The sequence below is a fragment of the Streptomyces rimosus genome (genome assembly GCF_008704655.1).
In the GTDB taxonomy this organism is placed as follows: domain Bacteria; phylum Actinomycetota; class Actinomycetes; order Streptomycetales; family Streptomycetaceae; genus Streptomyces; species Streptomyces rimosus.
Window position 1 is genome coordinate 226,737 of sequence record NZ_CP023688.1, and the last position, 25,773, is coordinate 252,509.

Below are 25,773 nucleotides of genomic sequence, written 5' to 3' on the forward strand. Positions count from 1 at the left end.
GGCGGGCCGGGGTTGAAGCGCCGGAGGTGCGGCCGCCGTGCGGTGGTGCGGGACCGGCCCCATGATGGAAGCAGCGGAGGCACTGCCGGCCCGGTGGTCCCTCCGGACCCGAGCGATCTTTCGGGAGGCGCCATGGACAAGGACAGCACTCCGGATTCCGACGAGGCCCGCGCCGCGCGGCTGCGCGAGCTCTATACGGGTGGTGAGCGCCCGTTCGATCCGGAGGACCTGGTCATGGCCAGGGGACTGGAGCCGACGCCGGAACGGGTCGAGGAGGCCCGCCGGCTCATCGAGGAGAAGGGGGCGGCGGCCATCGAACGGTATCTGCCGTAGCCCCCGCGGCGGTGGCGGCTCAGTCGCGGTGCGCCAGGGCGGCGATGCGCCTGCGGTAGGCGGCACTGTCCGCCTCGCTGAGCGGCAGCCGGCCGTCGCCCGCGAGGTGCGACGGGAGGTAGGTGGCCTGCTTGACCGCCTGATGGAGCGGGCCGGGCAGGTTCAGGAGGAACTGGCCCCGCTCGGCGGTCTCGATGACCATCCACGAGTCGGAGCCCCGGTCCTCCGGGGAGGTCGGCTCGATCGTGCTCACCGCCGTCACGGTGAGGGTGGGCGGCATATCGGTGGCGGTGCCCGTCGTGGTCTCGTGCTGTGTACTCATGTCCCCTCCCTAACAACCGGGGGCGGCCCGGGGCCAGCCGTTGCGCCGAGTCGTGTCTCACAGTGGCCGGGGGAATGCGGGCCGGGACCGCGGAAGGAAAGGTGAGCGACGCAGATGGGCCGCAGAAGAGACTTGGCCAAAGTGACCCCTCCGCTCCGCGCCGCGGGGCCCCGATCACCGATCATGGCCGGCATGAGCGAGGAGACCCACACCACGGGGCCGGCCCCGGAGGCGGCACGGCGTACACATGACCGGGAGCGACGGCGGGCGCGGCTGGTGCTCGCCGGGCGCGCGGAGAGCGCGGAGGACTTGGCGATGCTCATCGATGCCCTGGGGCTCGATCCCGCGGAGGATCAGGAGACGCCGCCCGGCAGGAGCGGCTGAGCACGTGAGGGAGACGGCCGGGACTGCCCGGCGGAAACCGCCGGCGTCGCCGTCTCCCCGGAAGCAGCCGGGCCCGCCGTCTTCACGCGAAGCGGCGGGCCCGGCCCCTGCCGGGGCCACCCGGGCCCTGTCCCCGGCGATTTTCCGTCAGGTCTCCCCCTCCATGGCCTCCACCAGGGATTTCGGCCGCATGTCCGTCCAGCGTTCCGAGACGTGGTCCAGGCACCCCTGGCGTGTGTCCTCGCCGTGGACGACGGCCCAGCCGCCGGGGAGGTCGGCGGCAGCGGGCCACAGGGAGTACTGGTTCTCGTCATTGACGAGGACCAGGTAGGCGGCGTCCGGGTCTTCGAACGGGTTGGTCATGTACGGCTCCTGAGGTGTGTCGGCGGGACGGGTTCGTACGGGGCCGGTGCCGTGCCGGCCAGTGCGGCGGCGAGGACGGGCCCGATGCGGTCCAGGGCGTGCGGCTGCATCATGTGGCCGTGTTCGCACCGCGCGTCGTGGGTGTGGACAGTGCCGGAGACGTACGGCTGCCACGCCTCCGCCGGCCAGTGCGCTTCGCCGCGTTCGGGTTCCGCCTTGAACAGCAGGAGGTCGCCCTCGTAGACGGCGGGCCGGAAGGTGTACCAGCGCAGGCGGGTGTTGTCGGTCAGGGTCTGCGCCACGGCCGTGACGAGGGGTTCCTCCAGCAGGGCGGCCAGCGCGCTGCCCTGGCCACGGAGGATGTCCGCGGCCCGTGCGGGGTCGAGGCCGCGGTGGGCGGTGCCGGGGCTGACCGCGTCGGCGAACAGGAAGGCCACGTCGCGGGCGGTGTGGCGGGGCAGGACGCGGTCGGGGTCGACCTGGAGGGGCGCGGCGTCCAGGAGGGCCAGGAACGCCACTTTTTGGCCCTGTTGCTGGAGGCGGGTGGCCATCGCGTGGGCGACGGCGCCGCCGAAGGACCAGCCGAGCAGGTGGTAGGGACCGGTCGGCTGGACGGTGCGGATGCGGTCGAGGTAGTCGGCGGCCATGGCGTCGATGGTGGCGGGCCGGGCGCCGGGCTCGGTCAGGCCGCGTGCCTGGAGTCCGATGACGGGGCGGTCGTGGAGGTGGCGCAGCAGTCCGGCGTACGGCCAACTGATGCCGGAGGCCGGGTGGACGCAGAACAGGGGCGGGCGGCTGCCGCGCGCTCGCAGCGGCAGCAGGACGTCCAGGGCGTCCGCCGTCGTGGTGGACGCCTCGTGCAGGGTGCGCAGGAGCCCGGCGGGCGTCTGCGCATCGAACAGGGCGCGGATTCCGGGGTCGGCGCCGAAGACCGTACGGACGCGGCTGATGAGGCGGGCCGCCAGCAGCGAGTCGCCGCCGAGGTCGAAGAAGCCGTCGTCGGCGCCCACCGCGGGCAGGCCGAGGATTTCGGCGAACAGCGCGCTCATCAGTTCCTCGGGCGGGCTGCCCGGTGCCCGGCCGCCTTCCGGGGCGGTGACGTCGGGGGCGGGCAGCGCGCGCCGGTCCAGCTTGCCGTTGGCGGTCAGGGGCAGGGCGTCCAGGAGGACCGCGGCGGCGGGGACCATGAACCGGGGCAGCCGCTCGCGCAGGAACCGGCGCAGTTGTGCGGGGTCCGGTTCGGTGCCGGGTGCGGGGACGGCGTACGCGACGAGCTGCTTGCGGCCGGGGGTGTCCTCGCGGACGGCCACGGCGGCGCGGTCCACGCCGGGGTGGGCGAGCAGCGCGGCCTGCACCTCGCCGAGTTCGATCCGTACGCCGTGGATCTTCACCTGGTCGTCGATCCGGCCGAGGTATTCCACGACGCCGTCGGGACGCTGCCGTCCCAGGTCGCCGGTGCGGTACATGCGCTCGCCGGGCGCGCCGTACGGGTCGGCCACGAAGCGTTCGGCGGTGAGGGCGGGGCGGTGCAGGTAGCCGCGGGCCAGGCCGGTGCCGGTGAGGTGGATCTCGCCGGGTACGCCGGGGGGCACCGGGCGCAGTGCGGCGTCCAGGACGTGGACGTGGGTGTTCCAGATGGGCGTTCCGGCGGCCACGTCGGGTCCGTCGGCGACCGCGTGCAGGCTGTCGCCGCCGGCTTCCGAGGCGCCGTAGAAGTTGACCAGACGGGCGTGCGGGAGGGCGTCGGCGAATCGCTGGGAAAGGGCGGGCGGGAGTGCTTCGCCGCTGGTCACCCATAGGGTGCAGGTCGCCAGCAGGCCGGTGTCGCCGTCGAGGAGGGCGGCGAGCAGGCTGGGCACGACGGTGATACGGGTGGCGCGGTGCCGGGCGACGAGGGCGGCCAGGTCCGCCGGGCTGCGGGCGGTGAGGGAGTCGGCGAGGACGACCGGCGCGCCGTGCAGCAGGGCACCGAGCAGTTCGGTGGTGCCGTCGATGAAACTCAGAGTGGTCTTGGCGAGCACCGGCTGTCCGGCGTGCCAGGGATACGTACGGGAGCACCACAGCAGCCGGTTGACGCACCCCCGGTGCAGGCCGACGACGCCCTTGGGGGTGCCGGTGGAGCCGGAGGTGTAGAGGACGTACGCGGGGTGGGGCGGCCTGAGCGGGGCGCGCCGGTCGGCGTCGGTGAGGTCGGTGTCCGACAGGGTGCGCAGCGCCTCGACCGTGGCGTCCGCGTCCAGGACAAGACGGAGGATGTCCGTGGCGGGCAGGGCCGGTGCGGTGGCCCGGTCGGTGACGAGCAGGACGGGCCGGGTGTCGCCGAGCATGAAGGCCAGGCGCCCGGCGGGGTAGTCCGGGTCGAGGAAGAGGTAGGCGGCTCCGGCCTTGAGGACCGCGAGAACGGCGGTGACCATGGCGGGCGTACGGGGCAGGGCCAGCGCGACGACGCTCTCGGGCCCGGCTCCGCGTGCGGCGAGCAGGCGGGCGAGGCGGTTCGCCGCGGCGTTGAGTTCCGCGTAGGTGAGGGTCAGGTCGGCGTAGTACAGGGCGGGGGCGCCGGGATCGGTGGCCGCCCGGTCCTCGAAGAGGCGCGGGAGGACGGTGTCGGGGACGCCGTGCGCGGTGTCGTTGCGTTCGCGCAGGGTGCGGCGTTCCTGGCGGGAGAGGATGTCGGCCTGGCTGATGCGCTGCCCGGGGTCGGCCGTCGCGGCGTCGGTGATGCGGCGCAGCCGCGCCACGAACGCCTCGACGGTGGGGCGGTCGAAGAGGTCACTGCTGAACTCGACCGCGGCCTCGACCCCGGCGGGGGTCCCGTCGGGCGCGCGGTGCTCGGTGGCGTTGATCTCCATGTCGAGCCGGGCCGTGCCGGTGCCGGCGGGCACCGGGGTGATGTCCAGGCCGGGCAGTTCCAGGTCACGGCCGGCGGCGGACTGCCACGTGAGCAGCGTCTGGACGAGCGGGTGGCGGGCGGCCGTACGGGGCGGGTTGAGGGCTTCCACGAGGCGTTCGAAGGGGACGTCCTGGTGGGCGTAGGCGGCGAGGTCGACGTCCCGTACGCGCCCGATGAGTTCGCGGAAGGTGGGGTCGCCGGAGGTGTCGGTGCGCAGGACGAGGGTGTTGACGAAGAAGCCGACCACCTCGTCCAGCGCTTCGTCGGTCCGTCCCGCGGCGGGGGTGCCGATGGGGATGTCCGTACCGGCGCCCAGCCGGGTGCACAGGGCCGCCAGCGCGGCCTGTACGACCATGAAGACGCTCGCCCCGCAGTCCCGGGCGAGTGCGGCGAGCCGCTGGTGCGCGGCCGCGTCCCAGGAGAAGGCGAGGTGTCCGCCGCGGCCGCCGGGCTGTGCCGGGCGCGGCCGGTCGGTGGGCAGCGTCAGTTGGTCGGGCAGGTCGCGCAGATGCGCGGTCCAGTACCTGAGCTGTTCGGCGAGGAGACTGTCCGGGTCGTCCGCGTCGCCGAGGAGTTCGTGCTGCCAGAGGGCGTAGTCGGCGTACTGGACGGGCGGGGGCGGCAGTTCGGGGGTGCGGCCCGCGCGGCGTTCGGTGTAGGCGTGGGCCAGGTCGCGCCACAGGGGACCGAAGGACCAGCCGTCGGCGGCGATGTGGTGGACGACGAAGAGCAGCAGGTGTTCCTCGGGGCCGAGGGCGAGGAGTTCGGCGCGGAGCGGGAGTTCGCGGGTCAGGTCGACGGCCCGGCGGGCGGCGGCGCGGACGCGTGCGCTCACCTCATCGTGATCGGCGCCGGTCAGGTCGGCGAGGGTGACGGCGGCGTGCGCGGCGTCCCGGCCGAGCACGATCTGCCGGGGTACGCCGTCGGTCTCGGGCAGGACCGTGCGCAGCACCTCGTGCCGGTCGATCACGTCCACCAGCGCGGCGCACAGCGCCTGGGCGTCCAGGGCGCCGGTCAGCCGCAGGGCCAGGGGAACGTTGTAGGTGGCGCTCGGCCCTTCGAGGCGGTGCAGGAACCACAGGCGGCGCTGGGCGTGGGACAGCGGCACCGTGTCCGGCCGGGTGGCGGGGCGGAGCGCGGGCCGGGGACGGCGGGCGGCGCGCAGCCGTCCGGCCGTACCGGCGACGGTCGGTGCGGCGAAGAGGGTCCGCAGGTCGAGTTCGGTGCCCAGGACCGTACGGATGCGTGCGGCCAGCCTGGTGGCCAGCAGGGAGTCGCCGCCGAGGTCGAAGAAGCTGTCGTCCACCCCGACCGAGGGCAGCCGCAGCACCTCGGCGAACAGGCCGCACAGCACCTCCTCCTCGGGTGTGCGGGGCGCGCGTCCGGCCGCCGAGGCGGCGAATTCGGGGGCGGGCAGGGCACGCCGGTCGAGCTTGCCGCCGACCGTGGTGGGCAGCGTGTCCAGCACCACGACGGCGGCCGGGACCATGTGCTCGGGCAGCCGGGCGCGCAGGAAGTCCCGTACGGCGCCCGGTTCGGGGGCGGCGGCTTCCGGTGTGGCGACCACGTAGCCGACGAGCCGCGCGGTGCCCGACGCGTCCGTACGGACGGCGGCCGCGGCGCGGGCGACGGCGGGGTGGGCGGTCAGCGCGGCCTCGATCTCCCCCGGCTCGATACGGAACCCCCGCACCTTCACCTGGTCATCGGCCCGCCCGACGAACTCCAGTTGCCCGTCCGCCCGCCACCGCACCAGATCACCGGTCCGGTACATCCGCTCCCCCGGCGGATCGTACGGACACGCCACGAACCGCTCCGCCGTCAGCCCCGGACGCCCCACATATCCCCGCGCCAGTCCGGCACCCGCCACGTACAACTCCCCCGTCACACCCGGCGGCACCGGCCGCAGGCCCGCGTCCAGCACGTACACCCGGCTGTGGGTGACGGGCGCGCCGATCGGCGGGGTGCCGGAGCCGTGCAGCGGCTCGCTGAGCGTGGCGCAGATGGTCGCCTCGGTCGGACCGTAGGCGTTGATCATGCGACGGCCCGGCGACCAGCGGGCCACCAGCTCGGGGGTGCCCGCCTCACCGCCGATGACCAGGGTCTCCAGGTCCGGCAGCGCCGCCGCCGGAACGCCGGCCAGCACCGTCGGCGGGATCAGGCAGTGGCTGACCCGCTCGCGGGCCAGGAAGTCCGCGAGCGCGGCCCCGGCCAGCGGCCCGGCCGGCGGCACGACCAGCGTGGCGCCCGACGCGAACGCCATCAGCGTCTCCATCACGGAGGCGTCGAAGCTGGGCGAGGCGAACCGGAGCACCCGGCTGCCCGGCCGCAGCCCGAAGCGGGCCACCTGAGCGGCGGCGAGGGCGTGGATGCCGGTGTGGGGCACCGCGACGCCCTTGGGCGCGCCGGTGGAGCCGGAGGTGTGGATGACGTACGCCGGGTGCGACGGCCGGAGGGGCGCGAGCCGGTCGGCGTCGGTGGGGTTGTGGTCCGGCTGCCCGGTGAGCAGGCCGGGCGTGGGCTCGGCGTCCAGCACCACACACGGCGGCCCGTCGGGCGGCAGTTCGCGGGCGGCGCCGGCGGTCGTCACGACGAGGACGGGTGCGGTGTCGCGCAGCAGGTACGCGATGCGCTCCCGGGGCAGCGCGGGGTCGACGGGGAGGTGGGCGGCGCCGGTCTTGGCCACGGCGAGGGCGGCCAGGACGGCCGCGGCGGACCGGGGCAGGCAGAGGGCGACGACGCGCTCGGGCCCCGCGCCACGGCTGATCAGCAGGTGCGCGAGGCGGTTGGCATCCGCGTTCGCCTCCGCGTACGTCGCCGACCACGCCCCCTCCACCAGGGCGGGCGCGTCGGGCCCCCGGGCGGCCCACCCCTCGAACAGCGCGGGAAGCAGTCCTGTCGGCAGCCCGCGCGCCGGACCGCTCCACCGTTGCAACAGCAGGCGGTGCTCCCCCGGGGAGAGAATGTCCGCCTGCCCGACGGGGATCTCGGGCCGAGCGACGGCCGCTTCCAGGAGCCGCCGCAGCCGTACGGCCAGCCCCTCGGCGGTACTGCGGTCGAACAGCGCGGTGGCGAACTCGACCGACCCGTCCACCCCGGCGGGCGCCCCGCCCGGCGCCCGGCGCTCGGTGAGCCGGAAGGACAGGTCGAACTTGGCGGTTCCGGTGTGCGCCTCCTCCTGCTCGACCGCGACGCCGGGCAGGGACAGGGCGCCTCCGGAGGGCGTGTCCACGGCCAGGGCGACCTGGAAAAGCGGATTGCGGCCGGAGGTACGGTCCGGGTTCAGGGCCTCGACCAGCTGCTCGAAGGGAAGGTCCTGGTGCGCGTACGCCCGTAGGTCGGTCTCCCGGACCCGCCGCAGCAACTCACGGAACGAGGGGTTTCCGGAGGTATCGGTACGCAGCACCAGCGTGTTGACGAAGAAGCCCACCACCTCGTCCAGGGCTGCGTCCGAGCGGCCTGCCACGGGGGTGCCCAGCGGAATGTCCGTTCCCGCTCCGAGCCGGGTCAGCAGCGCCGCCAAGGCGGCCTGCACCACCATGAACACGCTCGCCCCGCACTCCTGGGCCAGCGCCACCACACGGCCGTGCAACTCCGCGTCCCAATGGAACGGCACCGTCGCGCCCCGGTGATCGGGAGCGGCTGGACGCGGGCGGTCGCACGGCAGCGCCAACTCGCCCGGCAGGTCAGCCAGTTCGGCGTGCCAAAACTCTTGCTGCTCCTCGCTGCCCTCCAGCAACTGCCACAGCGCGAAGTCCGCGTACTGCACCGGCAGCGGGCGCCACGCAGGCACACTCCCGTTCCTCCGTGCCTCGTACGCCACCACCACATCCCGCCACAACGGCCCCAACGACCACCCATCAGCTGCAATGTGATGCACGAGCACCACCAACACCGACTCATCCCCGCCGCACTCGAACAACTCGGCCCGGAACGGAATCTCCGCCGCCAAGTCGAAGGCATGGCGTGTCGCGCGACGTACCGCGGCCGTCATGGCGTCGGCAGTCCGGTCCGCCGCCGGTGTCCGTACGAGGAAGGGGCCGTCCGCCGGACGCACCGCCTGGTACGGCTCGCCGTCCGCGCCCTCGGCGTACACCGTCCGCAGCACCTCGTGCCGCGCCACCACGTCCCCCAGCGCGGCGTCCAGCGCGTCGGCGTCCACGGTTCCGCGCAGCCGCAGCACCAACGGCACGTTGTACGCCGCGCTCGGGCCGGTCATGCGGTGCAGCGTCCACAGGCGCCGCTGCCCGGACGACAGCGGCACCCGGTCGGGCCGGGGCTGCGGGCGGAGCGCGGGGCGGGGCCGGGCCGTGGTGCCGAGGCGGGCAGCCAGGGCGGCGGGGGTGGGTGTCTCGAAGACGGCGCGGAGTTCGAGTTCCGCGCCCAGTACGGCGCGCACCCGGTTGACCAGCCGGGTGGCCAGCAGCGAGTGGCCGCCGAGCGCGAAGAACCCGTCCTCGGGACCGGCCTCGGCCACTCCCAGCACCTCGGCGAACAGGCCGCACAGCGCCTCTTCCTCGGGTGCGCGGGGCGCGCGTCCGGCGGGCCGCACGCCGGTGTCCGGCGCGGGCAGGGCGCGGCGGTCCAGTTTGCCGTTGGCGGTCAGCGGCAGGGCGTCCAGGAATACGACCGCGGCCGGGATCTGGTGGCCGGGCAGCCGGGCGCTCAGGAATTCCCGTACGTCCGCGGGGTCGGGTCCGTCGTCGTCCGGCCGCTGGGCCGCGCGGGCGGGCACCGCGTAGGCCACCAGCCGCCGGTCCCCGGGCCGGTCCTCGCGTACGACGACGACGGCGCGGGCGATTCCGGGGTGAGCGGTGAGGACCGCTTCGGTCTCGCCCGGCTCGATACGGAAGCCCCGCAGCTTCACCTGATCGTCGGCCCGGCCGATGAACTCCAGCTGCCCGTCCGCCCGCCACCGCACCAGATCACCGGTCCGGTACATCCGCTCCCCCGGCGGACCGTACGGACACGCCACGAACCGCTCCGCCGTCAGCCCCGGACGGCCCACATATCCCCGCGCCAATCCGGCACCCGCCACGTACAACTCCCCCGTCACACCCGGCGACACCGGCCGCAGCCCCGCGTCCAGCACGTACACCCGCGTGTTGGCGACCGGAGTCCCGATCGGCGGTACGCCGCCGTCCGTCAGCGGCCCGGACAGGGTCGCGCAGACCGTGGTCTCGGTCGGTCCGTACGCGTTGATCATGCGGCGGCCGGACGACCAGCGCGCCACCAGCTCGGTGGGGCACGCCTCGCCCGCCAGTACCAGCGTGACGCCTTCGGGCAGGCTGCCGGGGGCGAGCGCCGCCAGGGACGAGGGCGGCAGGGTCAGGTGCGTCACGCCGTACGCGGTCACGGTCTCGGCGAGCGGTGCGCCCGGCAGCAGGCGGTCCGCCGGTACGACGACGAGGCGGGCGCCCGTCAGCAGGGCCATGCACAGGTTCCAGAACGACGCGTCGAAGCTGGGCGAGGCGGAGTACAGCACCCTGCTGTCCACGCCGACGTCGAAGCAGTCGTCCATCGCCGCGGCGAGGGAGGCGAAGCCGCTGTGGGAGACCACCACGCCCTTCGGTGTGCCGGACGATCCGGAGGTGTGGATCACGTACGCGGGGTTGGCGGGGAGTGCGGGGGCCCTGCGGTCGGCGTCGGTGAGGTCGGTGTCCGGAACGGTCGCGAGGGCGCGTTCCGTGTCGCCCGTGTCGAGGAGGAGGCGGGGTACGGACGTGTCCGGCAGCGTGGCGCCGGTCGCGTGGTCGGTGACCAGGAGCGCGCAGGACGCGTCGCGGAGCAGGTAGGTGATGCGTGCGGCCGGGTAACCGGGGTCGACGGGGAGGCAGGCGGCGCCGGTCTTCAGGATGGCGAGCACGGCCGTGATCAGTCCGGCGGAGCGCGGCAGTGCCAGCGCCACCACGCCTTCAGGGCCGGCACCCCGGCCGGCCAGCAGCCGGGCCAGGCGGTTGGCGCGGGCGTTCAGCTCGGCGTAGGTGAGCCGGGTGTCCGGCGATGTGAGCGCCACCGCGTCGGGTGTCCGGGCGACCTGCGCTTCGAAGAGGTCCGGCAGTGTCGCGGCAGGCAGTGCGCGGGAGGTGGCGTTCGCGGTCTCCAGCAGCGCGTGCCGCTCGGCGGCGGTCAGGATCTCCAGACTGCCGATGGTCCGTTCCGGGGCCGCGACGGCCGCTTCGAGCAGTCTGCGCAGACGCGCGAGCAGGCCCTCGACGGTGGCCGCGTCGAACAGGTCGGTACGGAACTCCGCCTCCCCTTCGAGCCCGCCCGGAGTCCGCCCGGCGCCCCGGCGCTCGCGTACGGCGTAGGTGAGGTCCAACTTCGCGGTGCCGGTGGAGACATGGATCTCCTCGGCCTCGGCGCCGGGCAGCCCGTATCCGGTCCCGGCCGCGTTGTCCATCGTGAGGGCGACGTGGAAGAGCGGGTTGCGGTCGGCGGAGCGGTCCGGGTTCAGGGCCTCGACCAGCTGCTCGAAGGGGAGATCCTGGTGTGCGTACGCCCGTAGGTCGGTCTCCCGGACCCGCCGCAGCAGCTCACGGAACGACGGATCGCCGGAGGTATCGGTACGCAGCACCAGCGTATTGACGAAGAAGCCCACCACCTCGTCCAGCGCAGCGTCGGTACGGCCCGCCACCGCTGACCCCAGCGGAATGTCCGTACCCGCCCCCAGCCGGGTCAGCAGCGCCGCCAAGGCGGCCTGCACCACCATGAACACACTCGCCCCGCACTCCCGAGCCAGCGCCACCACACGGCCGTGCAACTCCGCGTCCCAATGGAACGGCACCGTCGCACCCCGGTGATCGGGAGTGACAGGACGCGGACGGTCGTACGGGAGCTCCAGCTCACCCGGCAAATCGGCCAGCTCGGCACGCCAGAACTCTGCCTGCCCCTCACTGCAGTCCAGCAACTGCCACAACGCGAAATCCGCGTACTGCACCGGCAACGCGTCCCACTCAGGCGCACCACCAGCCCTCCGCGCCTCGTACGCCACCACCACATCCCGCCACAACGGCCCCAACGACCACCCATCCGCCGCGATGTGATGCACGAGCACCACCAACACCGACTCATCCCTGTCACCCACGAACAATTCGGCCCGGAACGGAATCTCCGCCGCCAGGTCGAAGGCATACCGCGCGGCCCGCTCCGCCTCGGGCAACGCGGCCCCGCTCGATGTCACCGTCAGATACGACCGGCCCGCGTCGTGGTCGCGCACCACCTGGTACGGCTCGCCGTCCGCGCCCTCGGCGTACACGGTCCGCAGCACCTCGTGCCGCGCCACCACGTCGCCCAGCGCCGCGTCCAGCGCGTCCGTGTCCACCGTGCCGCGCAGCCGCAGCACCAGCGGCACGTTGTAGCCCGCGCCCGGCCCCGCCAGCCGGTGCAGGAACCACAGGCGCCGTTGTCCGTACGACAGGGGCAACCGGGCGGGCCGTTCGGCGCGTACGACGGCGGGGCGGGCGGCTGCCGCGCCGTCCACGCGCCGGGCCAGCGCGGCCGGGGTGCGCGCCTCGAACAGGGCGCGGATGGTCAGCTCCCGGCCCAGCGCCGCGCGGGCGAGGCCGATGAGCCGGGTGGCGAGGAGGGAGTGGCCGCCCAGGTCGAAGAAGTCGTCGTCGGCGCCCACTTCGGGCAGGCCGAGCACATCGGCGAACAGGCCGCAGAGGATTTCCTCGCGGGCGTCGCGGGGTTCCCGCCCGGTGGTGGTACGCCCGGGTTCCGGCAGCGCTCGCGCGTCGAGCTTGCCGTTGGGGGTGAGGGGCAGCGTGTCCAGCACGACGACCGCGGAAGGCAGCAGGTGGGCGGGCAGCCGCTCGCCCACGTACCGCCGCAGTTCGCCGGGGTGTGGGGCGGCTCCGTCCCTGGGTGCCGCGTAGGCCACCAGCCGCCGGTCCCCCGGCCGGTCCTCGCGTACGACGACCGCCGCCGCGCCGACCTGCGGATGAGCGGTCAGCGCTGCCCGCACCTCCCCGGGCTCGATACGGAAGCCCCGCAGCTTCACCTGCTCATCGGCCCGCCCGACGAACTCCAGCTGGCCATCCTCCCGCCACCGCACGAGATCACCGGTCCGGTACATCCGCTCCCCCGGCGGACCGTACGGACACGCCACGAACCGCTCCGCCGTCGGCCCCGGACGGTTCAGGTAACCCCGGGCCAGCCCGACACCCGCCACATACAGCTCCCCCGTCACACCCGGCGGCACCGGCCGCAACCCCGCGTCCAGCACGTACACCCGCATCCCGGCGATCGGCGTCCCGATCGGCGGAACGCCGTCACCCTTCAGCGGTACGGACATCGTCACGCACACCGTCGCCTCGGTCGGCCCGTACACATTGGTCATCGAGCGGCCCGGTGCCCAGCGCGCCACCAGTTCGGCGGAGCACGCCTCGCCCGCCACCGCGAGCACGGTCCCCGGCGGGAGCGCGTCGGGCGGCAGTCCGGCGAGGACGCTCGGCGGCAGCTTCAGGTGGGTCACGCCGAACCGGGCGACGGCTTCGGCCAGTTCCCCGCCGGCGAGGAGGGCGCCGGCGGGGGCGACGGCGAGGGTGGCTCCGGAGAGGAGGGCGGTGCACAGGTCGGACACGGAGGCGTCGAAGCCCGGCGGGGCGAAGAGCAGGACGACGCTGCCGGGGCCGGTGCGGAAGCGGGTGATCTGCGCGGCGGCGAGCGCGGCGATGCCCTCGTGGGTGACCTGAACGCCCTTGGGTCCGCCGGTGGAGCCGGAGGTGTGGATGACGTACGCCGGGTGCCGCGGCTTGAGGGGCGTGATCCGTTCGGCGTCGTGGAGGGCGGTTGCCGGAAGGCCGGCGAGTTGGGCGCGGGTGGCCGGATCGTCCAGTACGAGACGGGGCTCGGGGCCCTGCGGCAGCAGTCCGGCGGTGGCGCTGTCCGTGAGTACCAGCGCCGGGCGGGTGTCGCGGAGCAGGGCGGTGGTGCGCTCGGCCGGGTGGGACGGGTCGAGCGGGACGTAGGCGGCGCCGGTCTTCAGGACGGCCAGAAGCGAGACGATCAGGTCGGCGGAGCGGGGCAGCGCGAGGGCCACCGTCCGCTCCGGGCCCGCGCCGTGCGGGACGAGCAGGTGCGCCAGCCGGTTGGCCACCGCGTCGAGTTCGGCGTAGGTCAGCGCGGTGTCGGCGCTCCGTACCGCCGTGGCTCCGGGGGTCTGGGCCGCCTGGGCCTCGAAGAGGGCGGGCCAGGTGCGCGGTGCGGGCCGGGGGCCGGGTGTGGTGCTCCAGGTGCGCAGGAGGCGGGTGCGTTCCGGGGGTGAGAGGACGGGGAGGTCGCCCACGGTGCGGTCCGGGTCGCCGGCTGCCGCCTTCAGGACGCGGACCAGGCGGCCCAGGACGGCCGCGGCGGCGCGTGCGTCGAACACATCGGGGCGGTGGCCCAGTTTGAGGCGCAGCCGTGCGCCGGGGAGGACGGCCAGGCTCAGCGGGTAGTGGGTGCCGCTGGTGATGCGGGGTTCCGTGGCGCGCAGCGGGCCCTGGGGCCCGGTCGGCTCGCCGGGAAGGTTCTCGAAGACCAGGAGGGTGTCGAAGAGCTGGTCGTGGCCGCAGAGGCGGTGCAGTGCGGAGAGGCCGAGGTGCTGGTGGGGCAGCAGTCCGGCCTGCTCGTCCTGGAGGCGGGACAGGGCGCGGGCGAAGGGCTGGGCGGCGTCGAGCCGTACCCGTACCGGCACGGTGTTGTTGAACATACCGACCATGTCCTCGACTCCCGGCACCCCCGGGGGCCGCCCGGCGACCGTGGCGCCGAAGAGGATGTCGTCCCGGCCGGTCAGGCAGCGCAGCACCACGGCCCAGGCGCCCTGGAGGACGGTGTTCAGCGTCAGGCCGTGGCGGCGGGCGAGCGTGTGCAGGTCCGCGGTCAGTCCGGCGGACAGGGTGGCCCAGACGCGTTCGTGCTCCACGGTGCCGTCGGCGGCGTGTCCGGCCACCACGAGGGTCGGGCCGTCCACGCCGGACAGTGCCTGCTGCCAGGCCGCTTCGGCCGTCGTACGGTCCTGGGAGGTGAGCCAGTGCAGATAGTCCCGGTACGGGGCGGGGGCGGCCAGGCCCGTGGGGTCGCCGCCCGCCGCGTGGACGGCGAGCAGGTCCCGCAGGACCAGCGGCCCGGACCAGCCGTCCATGATCAGATGCTGGGCGGTCAGCAGCAGCCGGTGGTGGCCGGGTCGGAGGCGGAGCAGGGTGAGCCGCAGCAGGGGGCCGTGGGCGGGGTCGAAGCGGGTGGCGCGTTCGCGGGTGGCGATGCGAGCGGCGCGGACGGCCTGTTCGTCGCCGGACAGGTCCGCGAGGTCGTGCTCGGCCCAGGGGAGGGCGGCCGCGCGCGGGTGCGGCACCACCTGTACGGGGGTGCGCAGGCCGTCGTGCCGGAAGGCGACGCGGAGGGCGGGGTGGCGTTCGAGGAGGCCCTGCCCCGCCGCGCGCAGTGCCGCCGGGTCGAGGGGGCCGTGCAGGTCGACGGCGAGCTGGCTGGTGTAGACGTCGGGGGCCTGCTCGTCGTAGAGGGCGTGGAAGAGCAGCCCTTCCTGGAGCGGCGTCAGGGGCCATACGTCGGCCAGGTCGGGGCAGTCCCGTGTCAGCCGTGCGATCTCGTCCTCGGTGAGGGTGACGAGGGGGAAGTCGGTGGGGGTGCGGCCGTCGGCGTCCGGCGCCGTGGCCCGGTCCGCGAAGGCGGTGAGGAGGCCGAGCCAGGTGTCCGCGAGGTCGCGTACGTCGTCGTCGGTGAACAGGGCACCGGGCCAGGACCAGGTCGCCGTCAGGGCCGGACCGCCGGGCCCGTCCTCCGTCAGCGCGTCCAGCTGGATCAGGTGAGCGGCGGGCAGCGCGGGGTCGGACCCGCCGGTGATGCCGCCGGAGCCGGGCACCGGTGTCCAGTCCCCGGCGCTACTGGTGAGACGGCCGAGGTAGTTGTAGCAGATCAGGGGGCGGGCGCCGCGGGCGAGGGACGGGCCGGTCTGCGGGTTGAGGTGGCGCAGCAGGCCGTAGCCGATGCCGTTGCCGGGGACCGCGCGCAGCTGCTCCTTGACGCGCCGGTAGGCCCGGTCGAGCGCGGGGCCGCCGGAGCGGAGCCGGGCGGCGTCGGCGTTGCCCGCGTCCAGGCGTACGGGGTGGACGCTGGTGAGCCAGCCGACGGTCCGTGCGAGATCGGCGCCCTCCCCCGTACCGGTGTCCGGGTCCGGCCCGTCCTCCGGGTCCTCGCGGCCGTGCCGTTCGATGTCGAGCAGGACGGCGGTGTCCGGGCAGCCCGTACGGCGGCGGCGCCAGTCGGCGACGGCGAGGCCGAGGGAGGTGAGCAGGATGTCGTCGGTCCGGCCGTGCAGGGCGGCGGGGACCGGGCCGAGCAGCGCGGCCGTCCGGCCCGGCGGCAGGGTCACGCTCAGCCGCCGTACGGTGCCGGACAGGTCGCGGGCGGGGTCGTACGGTACCTGGGACAGGGGCGGTTCGGGGGTGTCGAGCATGCCGGTCCACAAGGGGAGTTCGGCGATGAGGTCGTGGTGCTCGGCCAGTGCGGTGAGCCTCTGGGACCAGGTGCGCAGCGAGGTGCCCACCGGTTCGAGCGCGGGCGGGCGCCCGGCCACGGCGGCTTCCCAGGCGGCCTTCAGGTCGGGCAGCAGCACTCCCCATGACACGCCGTCCACCGCGAGGTGGTGAATCGTCAGGAGCAGCCGGCCCGGCCGGTCGGGTCCGGCGTCGAACCAGACGGCCTGGACGAGGCCCGCGGCCCGGCCCGACTCCGGGTCCAGCCGGTCGCGGGCAGCGTTCCTGTGGTGGCGTACGGCGTCGTTGAGCGCGGTGGCGTCCAGGCCGGTGGCGTCCACCCGGTGGGCGAGGTCCGGGCCGGGGTCCGCAGCGGTGTCCGTACCCGTATCCGTGCCCGTTTCCGCGTCCGGCGGGGCGATGTCCAGGCTCCAGACCACGTCGCCCACCCGGGTCAGCCGCAGCCGCAGCGCGTCGTGGTGCTCGATCACCGTGCGCAGCGCGGTGGCGAGGTGGCGGTGGCCGAGGGCGGGCGGCACCTGGAGCAGCACCGACTGGTGGCAGCCCGCGACCGGACCGCCGGTCTCGCGGAGGGCGTGCATGACGGGGGTGAGGGGCAGCGGACCGCTGTCGTGCCCGGAGGGCGCGGCGGGTACGTCGGGCACTTCGGCCACGCTCCCCGCCTGCGCGGCGAGGGCTGCGACGGTGGGGTGGCGGAAGACATCGCGCGGGGTCAGGGCGAGTCCGGCCCGCCGGGCCCGGCTCACGAGCTGGATGGCGACGATGCTGTCCCCGCCGAGGTCGAAGAAGCTGTCGTCCACGCCCGCCGCACCCGTGTCCAGGCCGAGCACCTCGGCGAAGAGACGGCACAGCGTCCGCTCCCGGTCGTCGCGGGGCGCCCGGCGTGCGGAATCGGCGGCGTAGTCCGGCAGCGGCAGACGGGCGCGGTCGAGTTTGCCGGCGTCGGTCAGCGGCAGCGCGTCCACGGCGACGACCGCGGCGGGCACCATGTGCTCCGGCAGCCGTTCGGCCGCGTACCGGCGCAGCTCCGGCGGGTCGGCGGCCCGGCCCGCCGCGGAGGTCACGTACGCCACCAGCCGCCGGTCCCCCGGCCGGTCCTCGCGTACGACGACCGCCGCCGCGCCGACCTGCGGATGAGCGGTCAGCGCTGCCCGCACCTCCCCCGGCTCGATACGGAAACCGCGCAGCTTCACCTGCTCGTCGGCCCGCCCGACGAACTCCAACTGGCCATCGTCCCGCCACCGCACGAGATCACCGGTCCGGTACATCCGCTCCCCCGGCGGACCGTACGGACACGCCACGAACCGCTCCGCCGTGAGCGCGCTCCGGCCCAGGTAGCCGCGTGTCACCCCGGCGCCCGCGACGTACAGCTCCGCCGTGACGCCGGGCAATGCCGGGCGCAACGCGTCGTCCAGGACGTACGCGCGGATGCCGCCCAACGGCCGGCCGAGAGGCGGGGCCTGGCCGTCCGGCAGTGGCCCGTCGAGGAATCCGGCGACCACGAACACGGTGGTCTCCGTGGGGCCGTAGGCATGCACGAAGCGCGCGCCGGGCAGCAGTTCACGGCCTTCGCGCGCGGTACGGGCGGGCACCGACTCGGCGCCCAACTCGACGCGGCGCAGGGCCAGTTCCCCGGCGAGGCCGGGGTGCTCGCGCAGTGCGTGCGTCAGCTGCTCGAACGCCGTCGGGGTGTGGTGGAGCTGGGTGACACCTTCGCGTACGAGCAGCCGCAGCAGCTCGGCCGGGGCGCGGCTCTCCTCGTGCGGCACCACGACCAGGCGGGCGCCGTGCAGCAGCGGGCCCCACATCTCCCAGACCGAGAGGTCGAAGGTGTGGGAGTGGAGCAGCGGTGTGACGTCGCCGGGGCGGAAGTCGAGGCCGGGCGCGTCGGTGAACAGACGGGCCACGGCGTGGTGCGGGACGACGACGCCCTTGGGCGCGCCGGTGGAGCCGGAGGTGTGGATGACGTACGCCGGGTGGGCGGGGAGCAGCGGGCGGATGCGCTCGTGGTCGCGTACGGGTGTGTCGGGGCACTGGCGGAGGGCGTCGGCAAGCTCCGGGCCGTTCCAGAGCAGACAGGGGGCGGGGGACGCCTCCGTCGGTGTGCGGGTGGTGAGCAGCAGCACCGGGCGGGCGTCGCGCAGGATCTTGTTGTTGCGTGCGGCGGGCCGGCCCGGTTCCAGGGGCACGTAGGCCGCGCCGGTCTTCAGCACCGCGAGTACGGCGGTGACGAGGTCGGCCGAGCGCGGCAGCTCCAGCGCCACGAACCGCTCGGGCCCGGCGCCCCGTTCGATGAGCAGCCGGGCCAGCCGGTTGGCCGCGGCGTCCAGTTCACCGTAGGTGAGAGTGGTGTCCTGAAAGGTCAGGGCCGGTGCGCCGGGCGTACGGGCCGCCTGGGCCGCGAACAGCTCGGGGAGCAGGGGGGCGGGCGCCGCTGCCGTCGGGGCTGGCTGCTCGGCACGTGGTTCGTCTGCCGGAGCGGTGCGGGGTTCGTCCGCCGCCGGAACAGTGCGGGGTTCGTACGCCGGAGCGGCGCGGCGCTCATCCACCAAATCAGTGCGGGGCTCGTACGCCAGACCGGCGCGGCGCTCATCCGCCAGGCCAGTGCGGAGCTCATCCGCCGCAGCCGTCTCCCGCTCCCCGCGCTCCCCCGCTGCCCGCGTGTCCAGGCCGCCGACGGGCCGGTCAGGATCGGCGGCCACGTCCATCAGCAGGCGCCGCAGCCCGTCCAGGAGCTCTTCGACGGTGGCGCGGTCGAACAGGTCGGCGTTGAAGTGGGCGGCCCCGGCCAGCGTGTCCGCGCCCGGCTCGCGGCCGGGCGTCTCCGTGACGCTGATCTCCAGGTCGGTGACGAGTCTGCCGGTGTGCAGTTCCCGGGCCTCGGTGGTGGCGCCGGTCAGCTCCGGCGCGGCGTCGGGCGTGTTCTGCCAGACCAGCAGGGTCTGGAACAGCGGGTGGCGGTCGTCCGTACGGTCCGGCCGGAGCGCGTCGACGACCCGCTCGACGGGCACGTCCTGGTGCGCGTACGCCTCCAGGCCGGTTTCCCGTACGCGGGCGACCAGGGTACGGAAGCCGGGCGCGCCCGAGGTGTCCACGCGCAGCACCAGCGTGTTGACGAAGAAGCCGACCAGGTCGTGCAGCGCCGTGTCGGTACGGCCCGCGACGGCGATGCCGATGGGGATGTCCTCGCCCGCGCCCAGGCGGGTCAGCAGCGCGGCGAGCCCCGCCTGCACCACCATCGACACGGTCGCGCCGCACTCCCGCGCCAGGTCGCGCACGGCGCCCAGGAGCGCGCCGTCCCACCGGAAGCAGCAGGTCCCGCTGCGTCCGGTGGGATTCTGCGGGCGCGGCCGGTCGTAGGGCAGCGCGATCCGGGGCGGCAGTCCGGTGAGCTTCTTCGTCCAGTAGGCGAGTTGCACGGCGGCCGTGGTGGCGCCGGTGCCATCGTCGGTGTCGAGCAGGTCGCGCTGCCACAGGGCGTAGTCGGCGTACTGGACGGGCAGCGGGTCCATGTACGGCGGGCGTCCCTGGACGCGCTGTCCGTAGGCGTGCGAGAGGTCGCGCCACAGGGGCGCCAGCGACCAGCCGTCCGTCGCGATGTGATGCAGCGTCAGGGACAGCAGGTGCTCCTCGGGCCCGAGCGCGAACAGACGGGCCCGTACGGGAAGCCCGGCCGCGAGGTCGAAGGCTTGGCCCGCGGCGTCCCGTACCTGGTCCGGCAGGGCCTCCCGGGTGGTCTTGGTGACCGGCATCTCCAGCCGTACGGCGTCCGGGGGCAGGACGAACTGGTGCGGCTCGTCGCCGTCGTCCGGGAAGACGGTGCGCAGGACCTCGTGGCGCGCCACGAGATCGCGCAGCGCGGCCGTCAGCGCCCGCCGGTCGAGCGGCCCGACGATGTCGAGGGTCAGCGGGACGTGATGGGTGGGGCGCGGCCCTTCCAGGTGGTGCAGGAACCACAGGCGGCGCTGCGCGAAGGACAGCGGCAGCCGGTCGGGGCGGTTGTCGCGGGCCGTCGGCGCGGGGCGGCGGTGGCCCGCGGTGGTCACCCGCGCGGCCAGGCCCGCCGGGGTCGGCGTCTCGAACACCGCGCGCAGGCCCAGCTCCGTACCGAAGACCGAGCGGACCCGGTTGACCAGTCCCGTCGCCAGCAAAGAGTGTCCGCCGAGGTCGAAGAAGTCCTGGTCGGGACCGACTTCGGCGAGGCCGAGGGTATCCGCGAACAGGCCGCACACAATCTCCTCGCGGGCGTCGCCCGGGATGCGGGCGCCGGGATCGCGGAGGGTGGCGGCGTCCCGGTCGGGCGCGGGCAGGGCCTGCCGGTCGAGCTTGCCGTTGGCGGTCATCGGCAGTGCGTCGAGGACCAGGACGGCGGAGGGGACCATGTGGTGCGGCAGCCGGGCCGCGACGGACTTGCGGACGGTGCCGCCGAGCGCGGCGGCGGCCCGGCGCCGGGCCGGTTCGCTGGTCAGCGCCCGCAGGGAAAGCGCGTCGCCCCCGGCGCGTACCGGCGGGAGGTACACGTCGGTGTACGCCACGGGTTCCGCGTCCCCGTCCCTGCGCCGGCGCGCCATACCGTCGCGCTCCGGCTCGGGCAGGAACACGGCGTCCAGGCTGCCGTCGTCCGCTTCGGACCAGGTGACCAGGGCGCGGTAGCCGACGCTGGCGGCCAGGTCGTACAGGTCGTCCGGGTCGGCGCCCGGTACGGCGCCGACCGCGCCGGGCTCCTCCCAGCGCGCGTTGGGGATGCGGCTCACCCGCAAGGCGCCGGGCAGGCCGGTACGCAGCCGGTGCACCAGTGACGGCAGGCCGGGCATCTCGCTCCCCCACCGCACCCGGGGCGCGTCGGCGAGGGAGACCACCTGGACCGGGCCCTTGCGCAGCACCACGTCATAGCGGTAGCGGCTCATCTCGTTGCGGTACCGCCCGCGCTTGACGCGGATGTCCACGGCGCTCAGCGCGGGCAGTGCGCCGTCGGCCAGGGCGGTGAAGAAAGCGGGGGCGACGAGCAGTTCCTTGTCGCTCGCCATGCTCCGCCGGACCGCGGCGGCCAGGGCGGCGTCATCGCCGCCGCGCGTGCCGGTGCGCTGCCGGTGCAGTGCGGTGTGGAAGCGGCGGGCCAGCCGGAGGTCGCGTACGTCGCCGACGTACAGGGCCCCGCCGGGCGCGAGGCGGTCGAGGGCACCGCGCAGGACGGCGAGGAGGTAACCGGTGTCGGGGAAGTACTGCGTCACGGAGTTCAGCACGACCACGTCGAAGGCGCCGTCCGGCAGGCCCCGCATGTCATGGGCGGCCTGGCAGGTCAGCGTGGTGCGGGCGGCCAGCCCGTGGTCCGCCGCCAGCTTCCCGCGCAGCCCGGTGACGGCCTCGGCGGACAGGTCCGTGCCCCAGTAGCTCTCGCAGTACGGGGCCAGCCCGGCCAGCAGGAGACCGGTGCCGACGCCGATCTCCAGGACGCGGCGCGGCCGCAGGGCCCGTACCCGCCCCACCGTGGCGTCCCGCCACTCGCGCATCTGCTCCAGTGGGATCGGCCGCCCGTCGGCGCTGCTCCGCCAGCCCGCGAAGTCCTCGCCCAGGGCCGCGGGCCGGTCCGCCGAGCCGGCGTATAGGTCGTCGTAGACCTGCTGCCAGACCGCCAGCGCCTCGCCGGTGCCCGGCGTGTGCCCGCCCGTGGGGTCGGCGGGCGCGGGATCCGGGCGCGGTACGACATAGCCGACCAGGCCGGGGCCGCGGTCCGCTTCCCGGTGGACGGCCACCGCCGCCTGGGCGACGTCCGGGTGGGCCGCGAGCGCGGCTTCCACCTCGCCCGGCTCGACGCGGAAGCCGCGGATCTTGACCTGGTCGTCGGCGCGGCCGGCGAACTCCAGCCCGCCGGGCCCGCGCCGCACCAGGTCGCCGGTGCGGTACATGCACGCACCGGGCGGGCCGTACGGGCAGGCCACGAAGCGTTCGGCGGTCAGCCCGGGACGGCCCAGGTAGCCACGCGCCAGCCCGGCGCCCGCGACGTACAGCTCCCCCGTCCCGCCGGGCGGCACTTCCCTCAGACGGTCGTCCAGGACGTACAGCGCCAGGTCGGGGATGGCCTCCCCGATGATGCTCGGCGCGCCGGGCCGGGCGATGCCGCGGCCGTAGGCGGCGTAGGTGACGTGCACGGTGGTCTCGGTCGTGCCGTACATGTTGACGATGCGGGGCGCGTCGTCCGGATGCCGGGCGTACCACTCGGCGAGCCGGGCCGGGTCGAACGCCTCGCCGCCGAGGACGACCGTCCGCAGCGTGGTGTCCCGCAGCGGCGCCGGGTGTTCGCGGTCGGCGGCGAGCAGCGCGGCGAAGGCGGTCGGTGTCTGGGACAGGACGGTGACCCGTTCGCGGGCCAGCAGGGCCAGGAACTCGGCGGGCGCGCGGCTGACCCGGTACGGGACGACCACCAGCCGGCCGCCGGTCAGGAGCGCCCCGAAGATCTCCCACACCGAGAAGTCGAAGGCGTGGGAGTGGAAGAAGGTCCAGGTGTCGTCCGGGCCGAAGCCGAACCAGTGGGCGGTGGAGGTGAGCAGGCGGACGACGTTGCGGTGGCTGATCACCACGCCCTTGGGGGTGCCCGTGGAGCCCGAGGTGTGGATGACGTACGCGCAGTCGGACGGGTCCGGCCAGCCGCCGCGGTCGACGGAGGTGAGGGGCAGGTGCGAGGCGTCGGCCAGCAGCAGCCGGGTGCCGTCGTCGTCGAGCAGGACCACGGGCACGCCGTCCGGACCGGCCTCGGCGGGCAGGCCGCCGCAGACCTCACGCGACGACAGTACGGCGACGGGCGCGGTGTCGCGCAGCAGGAAAGCGATGCGCTCGGCCGGGTACGCGGGGTCCACCGGCACATAGGCCGCACCGCACTTGAGCACCGCCAGGACGGCCACGACCAGGTCCGCGGTGCGGGGGAGCGCCAGCGCCACCTTCCGCCGCGGGCCGGCGCCGCGGCCGAGGAGGACCCGGGCCAGCCGGTTGGCGGCGTCCTCCACCTCCGCGTACGTCATCCGCACGTCCTCGCACACCACGGCGACGGCGCCGGGCGTCCGGCCCGCCTGCCGGGTGAACAGCTCGTCCAGCGTCGCGAACGAAAGGTCGCGGGCGGTGCTGCCAGAGGCATCGGCCACGGGATCAACTCCAGTACTGCAGGGGCTCGCCGGGGCCCTTGCAGGCGATGAACGCGGCCATGCCGACCCGGTGCCCGCCCCGGGCCGGGGTGACGGCGTGCAGCATCCGGGAGCTGAAGATGACGAGGTCGCCCGCTCGGGGGCGGATCACGTGGACGGGTGGTTCCACGGTGGCCGGGTCCAGCCCCTCGACCTCCAGGATCGTCCGGGTCTCCGCGCTCGTGGGGTCGCGCCGCCACAGCTGGAGGTCGCCGCCCTCCTCGGGCATCTGAAGGTAGACGTTGGCGACCAGCTGCTCGGTCACCCCGGCGATCTCCGGGGCGTCCGTCTCCTGCTCGATGTGGTCGTTGTGCGGGTGGAACACCGAGGTCGTCGGATGGAACACGCGCAGGGCGCCGACGAAGCACGGACGGCCGCGCAGGCGCAGCAGGTTGGCGCCGGACGGCCAGCACTCCTGGAGGAGCAGCCGTAGGTGGTCCACCGGGGACAGATAGGGCGCGAACAGGGCGCGCACCTCGCTGATCGAGGGCAGCGCGGCGTCGTGGTAGCGGGCGGTCAGTTCCGGGTTCCACGCCGTGTCGATGTGCGGCATGAACACCCGCCCCACCGTGCTCGTGTATTTCTTGTGATAATTCCCCAGCGCCTTGTGCCGGACGGCTTTCCCGGCCACTTCGCCGGCGATCCGCCGGTCGCAGAAGCCGGGTACATGAATGGCGGCGATCTCGCGGCGGGCCAGCCGCAGCAGGGAATCCCGGGTCAGTTCGCGGGCGAAGTCACCTTCTCCGGAGGCGGTGGCCGCGACGCGTACGCCGGGGTCCGAGGCAGTCGAAGTCACGTCGTCACACTCCACTCGACGGTGCACGGCAGGGAGAATTCCGGGCAGCCGCCGGCAGCTCACCGCACGACCGCCTCCGGTCCCGTGAACGGGAAAACCGGGGTGCTGCCGGAGGATATGAGCAACACTCCGCTCCTTTCCGCTCCCGGCCGCGCGCACACCGCTTCCGGGTACCGCGGGCACGTCCGGGACCAGACTCCCTCGCCGCGCCGCCCGCCACACCACACTCGGGCCCGTCCCGTCCCATTGAGGGAACGCGCGAGCCCGCCATGGACGGGTGCCGGTGGAAGGACCTTCCGACAAACTGCGGAAATGAAGGAAAGCCCGGAAAGGCGCGACCAGCCGGTTCTTTCTCCGGCGCGCCTCAGCCGGTACCGCTGGGCACCACGCAGTCGGCCGGCTGCGGCTTCTTCTCCGGCCAGCCCAGTCCGACGAACGCCACTCGCCGGGTGGCCGGGTCCAGCCTCACCACGGCCACCGGTTTGTCGTAGGCGTTGCCCCCGTTGGTCAGGCATATCCAGCCGCTGGTGCCCTTCACCCGGTACCGGGCCTCCAGGCGCGGCCACTGGGCGGCGACGCGGGTCCGTGTCGGCACCGTGCCGGCGGCCTGGGAGTTGGCCAGGAAGACGGCGGCGGCGATGGCGCGTACGCCGTCGTGGACCAGCATCGTCCGGGAATCCTCCAGGTCCACGTCCCCGATGTCACCCGCGTCCTGCCGCCGGATCAGGCCCTTCAGTTCCCGCAACTCCTTCTGTGGTTCCGTCAGGTACGCCGGCCGGTCCCCGGCCGCCGGTGCCCGGTCCGTGCGCGCTCGCTGCTCCTTCTCCCACTGGCGCAGGGACGCGTTCCAGGCGTCCGGGTGGCCGGGGGCCGCGTACTGCACGGTGATCGTGGAACCGCCCCCGTCGTCACCCCGCAGTTTCTCCCAGTCGGCCGCGCTCAGGTAGCGGTCCAGCGTCGCCGCGCCCGACCCGCTGACGATCGTGTATTTCTTTCCGTGGCACGGCACCTCGGCCAGTTTCAGGGCGAACAGCCGCAGATGGACCGGACGCCCCGCGAAATAGACGACTTTCGCGTCGGATTCGCAGATGTTGTGCCCGATCAGCGTGAAGTCGTTTCCGGTGTCGCCCGGATCGTTGATGCCGGGCGAGGTGAACACCTGGTCCTTCGGTCCTGGCGGGCCCGGTTCCGGCCGGCTGAACGCCTTGGCGAGCGACTCGTCGTAGATGTCGTTCGGTCGCATGTCCTTGACCAGGACGGTTTCCGCGTCCCTGAGCCCGCCGTGGAAATCGGCGAGCGCGGCCGCCTGCTGCCGGTTGGTGGGAACGATCCGGGCCAGCCCCGGAAACTTCAGCCTGTTGCCCCCGTTGTCGGCATTGGCGATCTCGTCGGCGCTGACCCGGCTGGCGAGCACCGGGATGTGGAGTTCATTGGTCAGCCGGTCGATGGCCGCCTTGGTATTGCCGAGGCTGAGGTTGAACCCGGTGACGGCCCGCAGGTTGTCGCGCCGGGAATCCGCCATCGCGGCGAGCCGGTCCACCACCTTGTCCTGCTGGGCGTAATCGGCGCCGGGATTGGCCAGCACCAGCCGCAACAGGGGCTTGTTCTCCGTACGGTTGGCCCGCCACTGCGCCAGATAGGCGCCCTGCAATTCGCTGCGGAGCTGTTTGCGTTCGGCGGCTGACTTCGGTTGCAGGGGCAGCATCATCGCGATGGTGACAAGGTCCCGTTCCTGCTCGGAGATACGTTTGTTCTCCGCGCCGATCGCGCGAGCCACCTCCCGGATCTCCCCGGTCCCGAAGTCGTAGCCGGAGCCGCTGACGCCGACGCATTCACCGGCGCTCCGCTCGACCCCTTCCGCACAGTATTCGGGCGCGCCGATCCGCCCCGGAAGGATGAGGGCGAGAGGGACGACGACGGCCAGTACGACGAGCACCGTGCAGACCTTGCGGATCAAGGTGGCCCAGAACGTGTTGTAAAGCCAGTTCAGCACCGCCGCACCCTCCCCTGTC

Annotated in this window: 7 protein-coding genes; 2 read left to right on the top strand and 5 right to left on the bottom strand. The window is 74.2% G+C overall.

Annotated elements, in window-relative coordinates; genetic code table 11:
* Positions 1–132: 132 nt before the first annotated feature.
* The gene (locus tag CP984_RS00995) at positions 133–333 is read left to right on the top strand and encodes a hypothetical protein (protein ID WP_003985593.1); all 201 of its coding nucleotides are present in this window, start codon (positions 133–135) and stop codon (positions 331–333) included.
* Positions 334–352: 19 nt separating this feature from the next.
* Here CP984_RS00995 and CP984_RS01000 read toward each other — a convergent pair whose 3' ends face one another.
* A complete protein-coding gene (locus tag CP984_RS01000; RefSeq protein ID WP_003985594.1) occupies positions 353–655 on the bottom strand; it encodes a hypothetical protein in 303 nt (100 codons plus the stop codon).
* Between the two features lie 192 nt (positions 656–847).
* Here CP984_RS01000 and CP984_RS01005 point away from each other — a divergent pair, with 192 nt between their 5' ends.
* Positions 848–1,039: a hypothetical protein gene (locus tag CP984_RS01005; RefSeq protein WP_125520498.1), complete on the top strand. Its 192-nt coding sequence runs from the start codon at positions 848–850 to the stop codon at positions 1,037–1,039.
* Between the two features lie 147 nt (positions 1,040–1,186).
* On the opposite strand, the gene CP984_RS01010 is transcribed toward CP984_RS01005, so the two are convergent.
* The 4 genes from CP984_RS01010 to CP984_RS01025 all read right to left on the bottom strand — a co-directional run bounded on the left by CP984_RS01010 (position 1,187) and on the right by CP984_RS01025 (position 25,754).
* Complete coding sequence (locus tag CP984_RS01010) at positions 1,187–1,402, bottom strand: MbtH family protein (RefSeq protein ID WP_003985596.1); 216 nt, start codon at positions 1,400–1,402, stop codon at positions 1,187–1,189.
* The gene (locus CP984_RS01015) at positions 1,399–22,926 is read right to left on the bottom strand and encodes a non-ribosomal peptide synthase/polyketide synthase (protein ID WP_050504588.1); all 21,528 of its coding nucleotides are present in this window, start codon (positions 22,924–22,926) and stop codon (positions 1,399–1,401) included. The genes CP984_RS01010 and CP984_RS01015 overlap by 4 nt, the downstream gene beginning before the upstream one ends.
* 4 nt (positions 22,927–22,930) lie before the next feature.
* On the bottom strand, positions 22,931–23,761 hold the full coding sequence (locus CP984_RS01020) for a 2OG-Fe(II) oxygenase (RefSeq protein WP_003986049.1): 831 nt from the start codon (positions 23,759–23,761) through the stop codon (positions 22,931–22,933).
* Between the two features lie 364 nt (positions 23,762–24,125).
* Positions 24,126–25,754: an ABC transporter substrate-binding protein gene (locus tag CP984_RS01025; RefSeq protein ID WP_003986050.1), complete on the bottom strand. Its 1,629-nt coding sequence runs from the start codon at positions 25,752–25,754 to the stop codon at positions 24,126–24,128.
* Between the last annotated feature and the right edge of the window lie 19 nt (positions 25,755–25,773).